Below are 15,238 nucleotides of genomic sequence, written 5' to 3' on the forward strand. Positions count from 1 at the left end.
CCGGAGCCGCGTCGCCAGAAGCGGCACAATGCAGCACGGACCGAGACGCTCAATGCGCCTCGTCCCAGTTCACGCCGACGCCGCTGTCGACGACAAGCGGCACCCGCAGTTCGGCCGCGCCGATCATGCGCTGCACGACCTCTTCCAGAAGCGTGTCGACGAACCCGGTGTCGGCCTCGAACACTAGTTCGTCGTGCACCTGCAAAATCATCTTCGCCCGGTCCGCGTGCCCGGCGATCCAGCCGTCGATCGACACCATCGCCCGCTTGATGATGTCCGCCGCCGTGCCCTGCATCGGTGCATTGATCGCGGCGCGCTCGGCGCCGGCGCGCTGCGAGGCATTGCCTTTCTGGATGAAGTCCAGCGTCAGGCGCCGGCCGAACACGGTTTCGACGTAGCCCCGCTCGCGCGCCTGCTGCCGGGTGCGCTCCATGAAATCGCGCACGCCCGGATACCGCGAGAAATACAGCGCGATGTAGTCCTGTGCTTCGCCGCGGCCGATGCCCAGATTGCGGGCCAGGCCGAACGCGCTCATGCCGTACATCAGGCCGAAGTTGATCGCCTTGGCCGCGCGACGCTCGTTCTGGGTGACCTCGTCGAGCGTGCGGCCGAACACTTCGGCCGCCGTTGCGCGATGCACGTCGGTGCCGGACTCGAACGCGCGCACCAGACCCGGATCCTCGGACAGGTGAGCCATGATCCGCAGCTCGATCTGCGAGTAGTCGCAGGCGACCAGGCGCCGCCCTTCCGGCGCGACGAAGGCGCGCCGGATGCGACGCCCGTCGTCGGTGCGGATCGGAATGTTCTGCAGATTGGGATCCGACGACGACAGCCGCCCGGTCGCGGCGCCGGCCTGGTGGTAGCTGGTGTGCACGCGACCGGTGTCGGCGTTGATCATCTCCGGCAGCTTGTCGGTGTAGGTGCTGCGCAGCTTGGTCAGGCCGCGGTACTCGAGAATCACCCGCGGCAGTTCGTGCTGGTCGGCGATCGCTTCGAGCGCCTCCTCGTTCGTCGACGGCTGGCCCTTGGGCGTCTTGACCGCGGCCGGCAGCTTCAGCTCGTCGAACAGCAGCGCGCCCAGTTGTTTGGGCGAATCGAGATTGAAGGTGCGCCCCGCGAGTTCGGTCGCCTTCTGCTGCGCGGCGAGCATGCGCCGCGAGAGGTCGGCGCTCTGCCGGCGCAGTTCCTCGACGTCGACCCTCACGCCGTTGGCCTCGATGCGCGCGAGCACCGGCACCAGCGGCATCTCGATCTCGCCATAGACGCGCGACAGGCCGGCGTCGGCCTCGACGCGCGGCTTGAGCACGCGGTGCAGGCGCAGGGTGATGTCGGCATCCTCGGCCGCGTACTTCGTGGCGTCGTCGATGGCGACCTGGGCGAAGGAGATCTGCTTGGCGCCCTTGCCGGCGACCTGTTCGAACGTGATCGTGTCGATGCCCAGATGGCGCTTCGCGAGCGCGTCCATGTCGTGGCGGGCGATGCCGGCGTCGAGCACGAAGCTTTCCAGCAGCGTGTCGTCGGCGTAGCCCTGCACCTCGACGCCATGGCGGCGCAGCACGTGGATGTCGTACTTGCCATGCTGGCCGAGCTTGCGCTTGGCGGGATCGGCCAGCAGCGGCCGCAGCGCGTCGAGCACCAGCGCGCGATCGAGCTGCGCCGGTGCGCCGGGATAGTCGTGCGCCAGGGGGATGTAGGCCGCGCGGCCCGATTCGACCGACAGGCTGATGCCGACGAGATTGGAGCGCATCGCATCGAGCGCATCGGTCTCGGTGTCGAAGGCGAACTCGTCGGCGGCCTGCAGCTTGGCGATCCAGTCGTCGAGCGTGGCCTGCGTCATCACCGTTTCGTACTCGCCGGGACCGGCCAGTGCGGGATCGAGCGCGGCCGGCGCCTGTGCGGGGGCAGAACCTGCGGCTGCAGGTGCGGACTCGAGCACGCCACCGTCGAGTTCCTTCAGGGCCTGGGTGAAGCCGTAGCGCGCATAGAGACCGCGCAACGCATCGGCATCGCGCGGACGCAGCACCAGCGTCTCGGGCATGCAGTCGAGCGCGACGTCGGTCTTGATCGTCGCCAGCTCACGACTCAACGGCAGCTGCGGCAGCGCTTCACGCAGGTTGTCGCCGATCTTGCCCTTGATGTTCGCCGCGTTCGCAATCACGCCGTCCAGCGATTCGTATTCGGCCAGCCATTTCGCCGCCGTCTTCGGGCCGCACTTGGGCACGCCGGGAATGTTGTCGATGCTGTCGCCCATCAGCGCGAGCATGTCGACGATCTGGTCGGGGCGCACGCCGAACTTGTCGAGCACGGCCGCGTCGCTGTCCATGCGGCTGCCGCTCATGGTGTTGACCAGGGTCACGCGCGGACGCACCAGCTGGGCAAAATCCTTGTCGCCGGTGGAGATGGTCACATCGATGCCGGCCTCGCTGCCCTGCAGGGCCAGCGTGCCGATCACGTCGTCGGCCTCCACGCCGGCCACGCGCAGGATCGGAAAGCCCAGCGCCTCGACGATCGCGCACATCGGCTCGACCTGCGCGCGCAGATCGTCGGGCATCGGCGGGCGGTTGGCCTTGTACTGGTCGTAGAGATCGTCGCGGAAGGTCCTGCCGGGCGCGTCGACGACGAAGGCCGCGAAGTCCGGCGCCTCCTTGATCGTCGCGCGCAGCATGTTGACGATGCCGAACAGCGCGCCAGTGGGTTCGCCGTCGGCATTGGTCAGCGGCGGCAGGGCGTGGAAGGCGCGGTACAGGTACGAGGACCCGTCGATCAGGATGAGGCGTTTCATGGCGGCGATTCTACCGCCGCCCCCGACGCAGCCCGTGAGAACCTCCCCTATGTCCTGCTGCGCTTGCCTGACGGCGCGCGTGCGGTACTCGGAATGCTCACGTACCGTTCGTACGCTGCGCTTCCTGCGTTCCGCCACACGCCGTCAGGCTGCGCTCGCGACGGACATTGGGCAGGTTCTGCGACGCATCACCCCGGCGCGATCCACGCCCGCGCATACTGTCGGTCCATCGCCGACGCGCAGGAAGGACACCGCCATGCACACGACCCGACTGCCCCTGCTCGCCGCCGCCCTGCTCGGCCTGGCTGCCTGCGCCACCACAGGCTCCGGCGCGTTCCCCGAAGGCATTTCGCCGGATGCCGAACAGGTCACGCGCACCGAGTCCAACGGCGACCAGATCATCGAGTACCGCATCAACGGCCAACTGCGCGCGGTGCAGGTCGTGCCCTCGCGCGGTCCGGCCTACTTCCTGTACGACCGCAACGGCGACGGCAGCATCGACGGCGATCGCGACGACGTGCCACAAACCTATTTCAAGCTGTTCGGCTGGTAATCCGTTCGTGGCCGAGGCGTTGCGGGTCGCGCTGGTCGGCTACGGCCTCGCCGGGCGCGTCTTCCATGCGCCGTTGATCGCGGCGACGCCCAGGCTGTGGCTGCACACCGTGGTGTCCAGCGATGCGGACAAGGTGCATGCCGATTACCCGGACGTCCGGGTGATCGCAACACCGCAGGCGGCCTTCGACGATCCGGACATCGATCTCGTCGTCATCGCATCACCGAATGCCACGCATGCGCCACTGGCGATCGCCGCGCTGCGGGCCGGGCGGCATGTGGTCGTCGACAAGCCGTTCGCGATCGACCTGGACGAGGCGAGCGCAGTCGCCGAGGTCGCGCGTGCATCGACCGGCCTGCTCACGGTGTTCCACAACCGTCGCTGGGATGCGGATTTCCTCGCATTGAGGGCGCTGCTCGCCGACGACGAGATCGGCGACATCGCCGAAGTGCATTCGCATTTCGATCGATTCCGCCCGGTCGTGCCCGATCGCTGGCGCGAGCGCAGCGGTCCCGGTGCGGGCCTGTGGCTGGACCTCGGACCGCATCTGGTCGACCAGGCGCTGCAGCTGTTCGGGTTGCCGGAGGCGGTGCAGGCCGACATCGCGATCCAGCGCGCGGGCGCCGAGGTCGACGACTGGTTCCATGTCGTGCTGCGCTATCCGCGCCTGCGCGTGGTGCTGCATGCGGGCGCGATGGTGCCGGGTGCCGGCCTGCGCTTCTCGGTGCACGGCACGCGCGGCAGCTGGTTCAAGCATGGGCTCGATCCGCAGGAAGCGGCGCTGCGCGATGGCGCAGTGCCCGGCGGCGACGATTGGGGCGTCGACCCGGCGCCGGGCCGGCTGCTGCGGGTGCAGGGCGACGGCACGATAGTCGAAGGCCCGTCTCCCGCGCCTGCGGGCGACTACCGCGCGTTCTATGCAGGTGTGCGCGATGCGATCCGCAGCAGTATCGCGCCGCCGGTCACGCTGGCCGAAGCGCTCGATGTGATGCGGGTGCTGCAGGCTGCAATCGACAGCGCCGCGAGCGGACGCATCGCGATTCTGTAGGAGCAACTGTCTTCCTACCCCGGTATGACGATCCATTCAGTCCTGTCGCGCGCCATGGCATTGAGCCGGGTCAGCAGCACGCGCATGCAGGCAGTGACGGCGAGCTTGGCGCACTTGCCATTGCTGCGTAGCCGGTCGTAGCGGGCCTTGAAATCCGGCTGTTTGCGGATCACCGACCAGCACGCCATGTACAGCACGTTGCGGATTGCCATGCGGCCACCGCGGATACGGCGCTTGCCGCGCTTCTGGCCGCTGTCGACGTTGTAGGGCGCCAAACCGGCCAGCGCCGCAATCTGCCGACGGTCGAGCTGGCCCAGCTCGGGAAGATAGGCCAGCAGGCTCGCCGCGGTGACGTCTCCGATGCCGTCGATAGCCAGGAGCCGGTCTCACAGGTCCGAGTCGATGCGCTGGCGTGCGCGAACAATGTCCTTTTCGAGCGCCTTGATCTGCTTGCGCAGGTAGCCGATGTGCTCGATCAGCGAATCGCGCACGCGCGGCAGCGTGGCCTGCTGGAGCCGACGACGTTCGTCGTCGCGGCACTGGATCAGCTGCGAACGTCGCTGCACCAGCGCCCGCAAATCCTCCTGTGCCGGACTGGGATCAATGCGCGTCTGCACGACGACCTCGGCCATCCGGGCCAGCATGGCCGCATCGATGGGGTCAGTCTTGGCGATCCGACCCATGGCCTGGGCGAAGGCCTTGGCGCGACGCGGATTGATCCGGGTCACTGGCAACCGGGCATCGACCAGGGCCCGCATCAAGGCCCGCTCGTACCCGCCGGTGGCCTCCAGCAGGATGTTCTCGACCGGGCGCGCATCGATCAGGGCGAGCAGTCGGGCAAAGCCGACCGCCGTGTTGGGGATGCTGAGCGAACAGCCATCCGGCAGCAGGTGAATGGCCAGCGTGGCCTTGGAGACATCGATACCGATCCGAAGCGACATGGGAATCCGTAGACTGGGCGACAGGAGAGAGCCGCCTCGTTCCTACCCACGCTTGTGAAGTTCGAGCTTGGGCTCGTTCAACTGTTCGGGCTTGGGAACGAGGTCGATGTGCGGCCGCCCTGGCTCCTACACGTGCTCGAACACTGCGGCCTGTCGGCGTGCCGCACATCGCTCTCCACCCAAACACTACCCGCGGATGCAGACACAAGCGGCCCATGGCCGCGATGGCTCTACCGGTAAAGCTTCATCGCGGCCATGGGCCGCTCCTACATGGGCAGCGGGTGCGTAGCGCATCGCGACGATGGGTTTCGCTGCGCTCTACCCATCCTACGAACAGCGGATACGAAAACGGCGCCCCGGAATCCGGGGCGCCGTTTCGGTCTCACACGATGACGCCGCTTACTTCTGCAGCAGCTCACCCACCAGCGCGTCGGCGCCGTACACCGACTTCAGCGATTCGATGATCGCCGCGCTGTGCACCGACACCGTGCGGTTGAGCGTGGGGTCGTACCAGAAGCTGCCGCCCAGCGAGTGGATGTTGCCGTCGAAGGCCAGGCCGATGACCTGGGCGTCGCGGTTAATCACCGGGCTGCCGGAGTTGCCGCCGATGATGTCGTTGGTGCTGACGAAGTTGAAACGCGTGTCGCCAGCGATCCGGCTCTGCGCATCCAGCCAGCGCTGTGGCAGCGCATACGGCTCTGCCCCGGTGTTGCGCGCGAACACGCCGGCCATCGTAGTGAACGGCTCGATGGACTTGCCGTTCTCCTCCCAGCCGGCGACATCGCCATACGACAGGCGCAGGGTGAAGGTCGCATCCGGATACACCGTGGTGCCGAGCTTGTCGAAGCGCACCTTGGCGATCTGCGTGGCGGCGCGCGATTCGATCGACGACACCTCCGACTCCTGGCGCTGGCGCACCGCGCGTGCGGCGGCGTCGATCGTGCGGGCGACGCGGATGAAGGGATCATCCGAAGCCTCGACCGCGGCCGCACCACCCGCCCACAGACGCTCGCGCTCGGCGACGTCGGCCAGCTTCGAGCCTTCGACCAGCGCCTTGGCGACCTGCGCCGGCGACTGCGTGCCGAGCACCGACTTCACCAGCGGATCGTCGGTGCCGAGCAGCTCGCGGAACTTGGTCAGCGACCAGGTCAGCTTGGCGATCTCGAACTCCGGATACACCGGCGCGCTGCTCATAAGCGTCTGCCGCAGGCGGCCCTGGCCGGCCTCCTGGAACTCGGGCAGGCGCGCATCGTTGGGCTTGGCGCGTTCGGTGCCGCCGCGCAGCAGCACGCGGGCGATGCCGAACAGGCGCGAATCGAAGGCACGACCCTGCTCGAGCAGCATGTAGGGCACGGCCAGCTGGCGTGCGACGACCTGCGCCGCTTCCACCTCGTTCCACGGCGCCGCGTCGACACCTTCGCGCAGGCGGGCTTCCTCGGCGCGCTTGCCGGCGAACACCTGCGGGTCGAGCAGCGCCTGCAGCTGGCCGCGGAAGACCTTGTAGCTGTTGTCGGTGAAGGTCAGATCCGACTGCGCCTGACGCGTGGCCTCCTCGCCGATGCGGCCGTACTGGCCCAGCATCGCGCGGCGTTCGGACAGCCACAGCAGGTTGTTGATCAGGCTGACGTCGCGCACGGTTTCCAGCTGCGCCACGGTGAGCTGGCGCTGGGTGCGGCCGGGGTGGCCGGTGACCATCACCAGTTCGCCGGCCTCCGCGCCCTCGGGCTTCAGCGTGAAGTGGTGCTCGACGTTCGCCGGCTTGCCGTCCTCGTAGGCGCGCAGCAGGGCGGCGTCGAGGTTGTAGCGCGGGAAGTTGAAATTGTCGGGATCGCCACCGAAGAAGCCGACCGAATATTCGGGCGTGAACACCAGGCGCACGTCGGAATAGCGGTGGTAGCGGTAGAGGTGCTGCTGGCCGCCGTTGTACAGCTCGACCACGTCGCAACGGGTCTTGGCCTCGTCGCTGCCGACGCACTCCGATTCGATGCGTCCCTTCTCTGCGTTGCGGGCTTCCACATACGCCTGGCCCTGCTTGCCCTCGGCGGCCTTGGCGATGCGGGCGCTGACGTCGGTGATGCCGCGCAGCACGTTGAGTTCCTCGGCCGGGCACTGCAGCTCTTCACCACGCGCGTCGGCGACGAAGCCGTCGTTCTGCAGGTCGCGCTGTGGCGAGGACAGGCCCTGCACGCAGCCGACCACGCAGTGCGCATTGGTCAGCACCAGCCCGTCGGGCGACACGAACGAGCCCGAGCAGCCGCCGGCCAGGCGCACCGAGGACTGCATCGCGTGATCGATCCAGTTCTGGTCGGGCGAGAACTGGAACTGCTGCTGCAGCTGCGCCTTGGGCAGGTTGTCGAGCGTCCACATGCCTTCGGCCGCGAAAGCGGCGGGTGACAGCAGCAGACCGCCGACGGTGGCGGCGAGCAGGGTGCGCGCCCGGCGGGCGGCGGGGGGCGTGGGTGACGCCATGGACGAGTCTCCGGATCGGGGCGGCCGGGTCGCGGCCGTCGGGCCGCCCAGCGTACCCGTGCGCGATGCCGCGGGCGTGGCCGGAAGGTCATGGATCGTCCGTTTGGCCGCCCGCGCGTATTCACGTAGCATGCACACACGCGCGACGCACGGAGGCGGTCGCCGACGCCCGAGGATCCGATGACCCCCGAACGCCGCAGCCCCGACGCTCCCGACCACGCGGCGCTCCGCGCCGGCCTCACCGCCGCGCAGGCGAGCGCCATCGCCACGCTGGAACTCTTCGGCTGGACCTTGCGCTTCGTGCGCCGGCCGCTGTTCCGCGACCCCGTGCCGGTGCTGTTCGACAAGGACGGTACGCGCTGGATCGTCGTCGATGGAGACGGCGCACTGGACGAGAATCCAGACTTCGAAATCCGCGAATGAGTCGACTGGTGGCGATGCCACCGGTTCAGCTGAATGCGGATCGCCCTCACACCGGCCTCGCTAGCATCCCGCCGTCATCTACGACTGGAGCGACCGATGTCTTCGTTCTCGATCTATCTGGTGGGCATGCTCGTGCTGATCGGCGGCCTGGCCTACGGTGCCCATCTCGCCGGCCTCGCGCCGCAGTGGATCGGCGTCGGCGTGGTCGTGCTGCTGGGCCTGGGCATCGTCAAGGCCGTCTCGCGCACGCGACGCCCGGATCCGCCGTCGGCCTGATCGACGACCGGCGCCCGGGGACCCGTTCGATGTAAGTCGTGCGCGTCGCAGGGTGATGCGTGGCGGCGCGCAAGGGACGCAGCGCCCCACCGGTAGGTGCGCATCCCGCGCATCGCACCCGCGGCAGATGGCAGGCCCGACAGGCCGAGGGCCAGGTACTCAGGCCGGCTCCAGGTTCGCGTAGGCCAGCACGAGCCACTTGCTGCCGGCGTCGTCGAAATTGACCTGCACGCGTGCATGCGCGCCGTCGCCTTCGATGTCGATCACGGTGCCGGCGCCGAACTTGGCGTGGGTCACGCTCTGTCCGATGCGCACGCCCACCGACGGCGCCAGGCTTGCGTGGCCCATGTCGCGCTGGCGCTGCGGGAAGCTCGCGCGCGTAGCCTGCACCTTCGGGCGGACTTCGTTGAGCAGCGCCGGCGGAATCTCGCGCAGGAAGCGTGAGGGCACGCCGAACATGTCCTGGCCGTGCAGGCGGCGCGCCTCGGCATACGTCAGCACCAGCTTCTGGCGCGCGCGGGTGATGCCCACGTACGCGAGCCGGCGCTCTTCCTCGAGGCGCCCGCTCTCTTCGGCGGTGCGTGCACTCGGAAACAGGCCTTCTTCCAATCCGACCAGGAACACCAACGGGAATTCGAGGCCCTTGGCGCTGTGCAGCGTCATCAACTGCACGCCGTCCTCGCCGGCCTGGGCCTGGCCTTCGCCGGCTTCGAGCGAGGCGTAGGCGAGAAACGCGACCAGTTCGGTCAGCTGCGCGCTCTCCTCGTCGTCGCCGCGCACGAAGCGCGAGGCCACCGAGACCAGTTCGTCGAGGTTCTCGACGCGCGAATCGGCGCTGCCCTTAGACTCGTTGGTGTAGTGCACGCGCAGGTTCGAACGCGCCAGGACATGGTCGATCTTGTCTTTGAGCGTGAGCTCGGCGAGCTCGGCCGTGAGCTGGTCGATCAGCTGCGCGAACCCGGCCAGCGCGTTGCGCGCGCGACCGGTCAGCACGTTGCCCTGCGCGCAGCGGATCGCCGATTCCCACAGCGGAATGCCCTGCGCGCGCGCCTGCTGGCGCACTTCGTCGAGCGTGCGCTCGCCGATGCCGCGCGGCGGGGTGTTGACCGCGCGTTCGAACGCCGCGTCGTCGTCGCGATTGGTGACCAGGCGCAGATAGGCCAGCGTGTCCTTGATCTCGGCGCGTTCGAAGAAGCGCACGCCGCCGTAGACGCGGTACGGCACCTGCTCGGCGACGAGCTGTTCTTCCATCGCGCGCGACTGCGCATTGCTGCGGTAGAGGATCGCGATGTCGCCGTGCGAACCGCCGTCGCGCACCCACTGCAGCGCGCGCTCGACGACGTAGCGGGCCTCGTCGATCTCGTTGTAGGCCGCGTAGAGGTCGATCGGATCGCCCTCGCCGCTGTCGGTCCACAGCTGCTTGCCCAGGCGCTCGGGGTTGTGCGCGATCACCGCATTCGCCGCGCCCAGGATGTTGGCCGTCGAGCGGTAGTTCTGTTCGAGGCGGATGGTCTCCGCGCCGGGGTAATCGCGCAGGAAGCGCTGCACGTTCTCGACCTGCGCACCGCGCCAGCCGTAGATCGCCTGGTCGTCGTCGCCGACGATGAAGACCTTGCCGGTCTCACCGGCCAGCACGCGCACGAAGGCGTACTGGATGGCGTTGGTGTCCTGGAACTCGTCGACCAGCAGGTGGCCGAAGCGCTGGCGGTAATGCGCCAGCAGCGCAGGCGTGTCGCGCAGCAGCTCGTGCGCGCGCAGCAGGATCTCGGCGAAATCGACCAGACCCGCGCGGTCGCAGCGTTCCTGGTACAGCGCGTAGGCCTTGCGCATGACGTCCGACCATTCGTCGGCGCCGTCCTGGATGTGCTGCGGGCGGCGGCCCTCGTCCTTCTGCGCGTTGATCCACCAGGCGATCTGCCGCGGCGGGAAGCGCGCATCGTCGAGTTCGAGCTGCTGCACGACGCGCTTGACCAGCCGCAGCTGGTCGTCGCTGTCGAGGATCTGGAAGCCTTCGGGCAGCTTCGCGTCCTGCCAGTGCAGGCGCAGCAGGCGGTGCGCCAGGGCGTGGAAGGTGCCGATCCACATGCCGCGCGCGCCGTTGCGCAGCTGCGCGTCGACACGGTGCCGCATCTCGGCCGCGGCCTTGTTGGTGAAGGTCACGGCGAAGATGCCGTGGGCCGGCACGCCGACCACCTCGTTGAGCCAGGCGATCCGGTGCGTGAGCACGCGGGTCTTGCCGCTGCCGGCGCCGGCGAGCACGAGATAATGGGAATCGGGGGCGGTGACGGCCTGGCGCTGCGCGGCGTTGAGGCCGTCGATGAGGTGGGACACATCCATCGCGCCATTCTACGCGGTCGCCGTCGCCGGACCTGCGACGGCTCAGGGCGTGCCGGGAGCCTCCAGCAGCGCCAGCACGTCTTCGAACGGCATCGGGCGCGCGAACAGATAGCCCTGCAGTTCCTCGCAGCCGTGCGTGGAGAGCCACTCCCATTGCAGGTCCGTCTCGACGCCTTCGGCGGTGGTGCACAGGCCCAGCCGCTGGGCCATGCGCAGGATCGCGTCACAGATCGCCTCGTCGTCCGGGTCGCGGCCCAGGTCGCGCACGAACGAGCGGTCCAGCTTGACCCGGTGCAGCGGCAGGCGCTTGAGGTAGGCGAGACTGGAATAGCCCGTGCCGAAGTCGTCGATGGCGATGCAGGCGCCGGCATCGCGCAGCGTGGCCATGTCGCGGATCACCGCGTCCGGACTGGCCATGACCACGCTTTCGGTCAGTTCCAGTTCGAGGATGCCGGCCGGCAGCGCAAAGGCCTGCATCACCGACAGCACGTCCTCGACCAGCCCCTGCTGGAACTGCGCGGCCGAGACGTTCACCGCGATGCGCAGATGTCCCCAGCCGTGCGCGACGAGGATCTGGTGATGGCGCGCGGCTTCGCGCAGCACCCAGCGGCCGATCGGCACGATCAGCCCGCTGTCCTCGCAGACCGCGATGAACGCATCCGGCGTCAGCAGGCCACGCTCGGGATGACGCCAGCGCAGCAGCGCCTCCATGCCGACCGGCTGTCGCCGGTGGTCGAACTGCAGCTGGAAGACCAGCGCGAACTGGCCGGTCTGCAGCGCGTCTCGCAGCTGCGAGACCAGCGCGAGCCGTTCGCTGGCCTGGGCGCCGAACTCGTCGCGATAGGCGACGACGCAGTTCCGGCCGAGCTGCTTGGCCTGGTACATCGCCTGGTCCGCGTGGCGCAGCAGCATCGCCGGATCGTCGCCGTCGCCGGGGTGCCGGCAGTAGCCGATGCTGGGCGTGATCTGCAGCGAGGCGGTGCCGATCTCCATCGGCTGCGACAGCGCCTCGAACACCGCTTCGGTTGCACGCGCGACGGCCTCGCGGTCGACCGCGTTCAACACCAGCACGAACTCGTCGCCGCCGAAGCGCCCGACCGTGTCGCCGGGCTCGAGCGCCGCGCGCAAACGCCGGGCGACGGTGCGCAGGACTTCGTCGCCGCTGGCATGGCCGAGGCTGTCGTTGATGAGCTTGAAGTCGTCGAGATCGACGAACACCAGACCCACGCAGCCCTCGCCGGCATCCGCGCGCGCCACCGCCTCGCCCAGCCGCGCCATCACCAGTTCGCGGTTCGGCAGGCCGGTGAGCGCGTCGTGCGTGGCGCGATGCGCGAGCGCGTCTTCCACGCGGCGCCGGTCGCTGATGTCGTTGAGGATGCCGACGAAATGGGTGAGCGCGCCGTCCTGGTCGCGCACCGGCGCCATGCGCAGCTCGTTCCAGAACGGTGACCCGTCGCGCCGGTAGTTGCGGATCTGCACGCGGATCTCGCGCGCCTGCGCGATGGCGTCGCGGATATCGGCACTTGCGGGCTGGTCGCGCTCGTCGCCCTGCAGGAACCGGCAGTTGCGGCCGATGCAGTCTTCGGCCTGCCAGCCGGTGATGCGCGAGAACGCGGGATTGACGTAGACGATGGGGTCGTCGGCGGCGCGCGCATCGGTGATGACGATGCCGTTCTCGGTGGCCTCCACCGCGCGGCGCAACAGACGCAGGTCCGATTCGTCGCGGCGCTGGCGGGTGACGTCGAGCATGCCGCCGACCACGCGCACCGCGGTGCCGTCCGCATCGCGCAGGATCAGCCCGCGATCCTCGACCGTGGCGTAGTCGCCGTTCTCGCAGCGCAGCCGGTACTGCGCGCTCCATTCGGTACGGCCGTCGACGATGGCGGCCTGAAGATCGTCCCCCACACGCGCGGCGTCGTCGGGATGCATCAGCGCTTCCCAGCCGGCGATCGTCGCGGCGTGGATGCGCCAGTCCCAGCCGTACTGCGTGGTGAAGCCGTCGTTCCACCACAGCGTGCCGCTTGCGACGTCCCAGTCCCAGATCGCGTCGCTGGTGGCCCGGGCGACCATCTGGAAGCGCGCCTCGGTGCGCGCGCGTTCGGCTTCCACGCGTTCGCGATCGCTGGTGTCGAGCGCAAGCACCAGACGCGCCGGCCGGCCGAGGAACTCGAGACTGCTCGAATACACCATCACCCAGAACGTGCTGCCGTCGCGGCGGAGGTGCTGGAAGCGCCGACCGATGTGCGCCGCCGGCGCGCGCGCGACCTCCCGGCGGATGGCCTCGCCATCCATGCCGACGGTGATCGCATCGGCCTGCAGTGCGAGGAATTCCTCGCGCGTGTAGCCGTATTCGGCGATCGCCGCGTCGTTGACGGCCAGCATCCGCAGCGTCTCGCGGTCGTAGACCAGCGCCGGCAGCGGATGCTGTTCGTAGAGGTAGCGGTATTGCGCTTCCACATCGCGCACGCGCGCGGCCAGATCGACGATCTCGCCCTCGGAGCGGGCGATGTCGGCGCTCAGGGCCCGCTCGCGGCGCTCGCCCACGACCAGCATGCGCACGCCTGTCAGCCAGGCCAAGAGCAGCAGCACACCGCCGGTGGCGAGCGCGGCCACGAACCCCCACCAGCCGGCGAGCAGATCGTTGCGCGCGACGCCCACGGTGGCGATCAGCGGATAGCGCTCCAGTGCCCGGAACCCGATCAGCCGCTGCGTGTGGTCGAGATCGCTGCGGCCCTCCAACAGGCCGGCGTTGGACAGGTTCACGCCGTGCGTGAACAGCAGCGAGTGGCGCAGGTCGGTGCCGGCGAACCGGTCTTCGGCATCGGAGCGGGTGACGATGCGGCCGTTGCGGTGGATGAAGTTCGCCGTGCCGCTGCGCCCCATGTCGAGTTCGCGCAGCAGCGCGTGCAGGGGCGCGACCCGCAGGTGCCCCGACAGCCAGCGCGTCGGCGCGCCCGGTTCGCCGGTGACGGGACGGGCGAGCGGCAACACCCAACCCGCGCCGTCGGCCGCGCGCACCGGGCCGCCGACCTGGAGGCGCGCATCGCCGGTATCGGTCGCGAACGCGGGCCGGTCGTCCACCAGCGCGAGATCCTGCAGGTCCGGGTGCCGCGCGCGCACGCCGCGGACGGCTTCTTCGGCCAGGGCCGCGCCCGCCTCCGGCGCCTGCTGGCGGATCACCTCAAGATCCGCGGCGATACCGCCGAAGGCCCGCTCGAGATTGCCCAGCGTCAGTTCGAGGTTGCGCGCAAGGCCGGCCGAGATGTCCAGCACGTAACGCTCGCCGGCCTCCTGGCGGACGCGCAGATCGTTCCAGGCCACCACCCAGCCGGCGGCGCAGACGCTGGCCACCAGCAGACCGCCGATGAGCAGCGCACGGTTGCGTCGACGGCGCGTCCGCACGCCATCCGACTGGTTCCGACTGACTGCCCCCTGATCCCGCATTGCGGCCCGACGTCCCCGTGTCATGGCACCACGATGCTGCCACAGTTGCCGCCCAAGGCGGCGTCGGGATCAGCGGACGATGCTCAGTGTCCGATGTGCTCGCGCTTGGCCGCGCCCTGGGTCATCAGGCGGTCGGTGTAGGCGATGCCGATCGCCGAGAGGATGAAACCGCCGTGGATGATGGTCTGCCACATCACGCCGGCGGTGGTGACCTTGGTGCAGGCCGGCGCGGCCAGCGTCAGCCCGGCGGCGATCGCCTGCGCGTGCGCGGTCGCGGCGGCGATGAAATCGGTCGAGCCGCACACCGGCAGGCCCACTTCGCCGGCGGCGATGAAGGTCTTGAGCAGGTGGATCGAGGAGATGCCGATGATCGCCATCGCCAGCTTGACCTTGAGGACGCTGGCGTTGACGTGGCTCAGCCACTCGGGCTGGTCGGGGTGGTTGTGCAGGCCGAGGCGCGAGACGAATGTCTCGTAGCCGCCGACGATCACCATCACCAGCAGGTTGGAGATCATGACCACGTCGATCAGCCCCAGCACCAGCAGCATGATGCCCTGCTCGGTCAGGCTGTTGGCGCCGTGCACGAGGTGCCAGAGTTCCTTGAGGAACAGGAACACGTAGACGCACTGCGCGACGATCAGACCCAGATACAGCGGCAGCTGCAGCCAGCGCGAACCGAAGATGACGTAGGACAGCGGGTTCAGGCGCGGCGGCGGGGCGGACAGGGTCGACATCGTGGCTGATCGAAGTGTGGGGTGCGCGGAATGTAGCGAGCGCCCATGACTTTGCCAATCGCCTGACCGGTCGGTTTGATTGGCGCTGTGAATGCGCAGCCGACCCCGCGGCAGCCCGGTGTTGCAGCGCAATGCCGGCGTTGTCGAACAGTCGCGTCCTGTCGCGCAGGCGGCGCGCCCTCCACCTTGTGACGGGTATGGAAAATTGACAGCGTTGTCAGCAGCCCGGTA

The 15,238-nt window shown here is 68.9% G+C and carries 11 protein-coding genes; 4 read left to right on the forward strand and 7 right to left on the reverse strand.

The window, feature by feature from the left end:
* Window positions 1-49 precede the first annotated feature (49 nt).
* Window positions 50-2,782 (reverse strand): DNA polymerase I, encoded by a 2,733-nt coding sequence (polA, locus tag E2F49_RS09685; protein WP_133393712.1) that lies wholly within the window; start codon window positions 2,780-2,782, stop codon window positions 50-52.
* A 256-nt stretch (window positions 2,783-3,038) separates the two neighbouring features.
* On the opposite strand from polA, the gene E2F49_RS09690 reads away from it, so the two are divergent.
* Both E2F49_RS09690 and E2F49_RS09695 read left to right on the forward strand, forming a co-directional pair.
* Window positions 3,039-3,335 (forward strand): DUF2782 domain-containing protein, encoded by a 297-nt coding sequence (locus E2F49_RS09690; protein WP_133393713.1) that lies wholly within the window; start codon window positions 3,039-3,041, stop codon window positions 3,333-3,335.
* A 7-nt stretch (window positions 3,336-3,342) separates the two neighbouring features.
* Window positions 3,343-4,383 carry an oxidoreductase gene (locus E2F49_RS09695; protein ID WP_133393714.1) on the forward strand — a complete coding sequence of 347 codons (1,041 nt, stop codon included), beginning with the start codon at window positions 3,343-3,345 and terminating at the stop codon, window positions 4,381-4,383.
* A 14-nt stretch (window positions 4,384-4,397) separates the two neighbouring features.
* Here E2F49_RS09695 and E2F49_RS16560 read toward each other — a convergent pair whose 3' ends face one another.
* From E2F49_RS16560 to E2F49_RS09705, 3 genes are all read right to left on the reverse strand, one after another.
* The gene (locus E2F49_RS16560) at window positions 4,398-4,760 is read right to left on the reverse strand and encodes a transposase (protein WP_208004871.1); all 363 of its coding nucleotides are present in this window, start codon (window positions 4,758-4,760) and stop codon (window positions 4,398-4,400) included.
* Between the two features lie 9 nt (window positions 4,761-4,769).
* Complete coding sequence (locus E2F49_RS16565; protein ID WP_208004851.1) at window positions 4,770-5,324, reverse strand: IS110 family transposase; 555 nt, start codon at window positions 5,322-5,324, stop codon at window positions 4,770-4,772.
* A 399-nt stretch (window positions 5,325-5,723) separates the two neighbouring features.
* Window positions 5,724-7,793: a S46 family peptidase gene (locus tag E2F49_RS09705; RefSeq protein WP_133393715.1), complete on the reverse strand. Its 2,070-nt coding sequence runs from the start codon at window positions 7,791-7,793 to the stop codon at window positions 5,724-5,726.
* Between the two features lie 180 nt (window positions 7,794-7,973).
* On the opposite strand from E2F49_RS09705, the gene E2F49_RS09710 reads away from it, so the two are divergent.
* Both E2F49_RS09710 and E2F49_RS09715 read left to right on the forward strand, forming a co-directional pair.
* The gene (locus tag E2F49_RS09710; RefSeq protein WP_133393716.1) at window positions 7,974-8,216 is read left to right on the forward strand and encodes a hypothetical protein; all 243 of its coding nucleotides are present in this window, start codon (window positions 7,974-7,976) and stop codon (window positions 8,214-8,216) included.
* A gap of 96 nt (window positions 8,217-8,312) precedes the next feature.
* Window positions 8,313-8,492, forward strand: coding sequence for a hypothetical protein (locus E2F49_RS09715; RefSeq protein WP_055251447.1), 180 nt, complete (start codon window positions 8,313-8,315; stop codon window positions 8,490-8,492).
* Between the two features lie 159 nt (window positions 8,493-8,651).
* On the opposite strand, the gene uvrD is transcribed toward E2F49_RS09715, so the two are convergent.
* The 3 genes from uvrD to E2F49_RS09730 form a co-directional block, all read right to left on the reverse strand.
* Window positions 8,652-10,829 carry a DNA helicase II gene (uvrD, locus tag E2F49_RS09720; protein WP_133393717.1) on the reverse strand — a complete coding sequence of 726 codons (2,178 nt, stop codon included), beginning with the start codon at window positions 10,827-10,829 and terminating at the stop codon, window positions 8,652-8,654.
* A 42-nt stretch (window positions 10,830-10,871) separates the two neighbouring features.
* Window positions 10,872-14,231, reverse strand: a complete 3,360-nt coding sequence (locus tag E2F49_RS09725) for an EAL domain-containing protein (RefSeq protein ID WP_133393718.1) — start codon at window positions 14,229-14,231, stop codon at window positions 10,872-10,874.
* A gap of 125 nt (window positions 14,232-14,356) precedes the next feature.
* The gene (locus tag E2F49_RS09730; protein ID WP_055252087.1) at window positions 14,357-14,998 is read right to left on the reverse strand and encodes a TIGR00645 family protein; all 642 of its coding nucleotides are present in this window, start codon (window positions 14,996-14,998) and stop codon (window positions 14,357-14,359) included.
* Window positions 14,999-15,238 lie beyond the last annotated feature (240 nt).

Source organism: Luteimonas terrae (genome assembly GCF_004358165.1).
GTDB classification, from domain to species: Bacteria; Pseudomonadota; Gammaproteobacteria; order Xanthomonadales; family Xanthomonadaceae; genus Luteimonas; species Luteimonas terrae.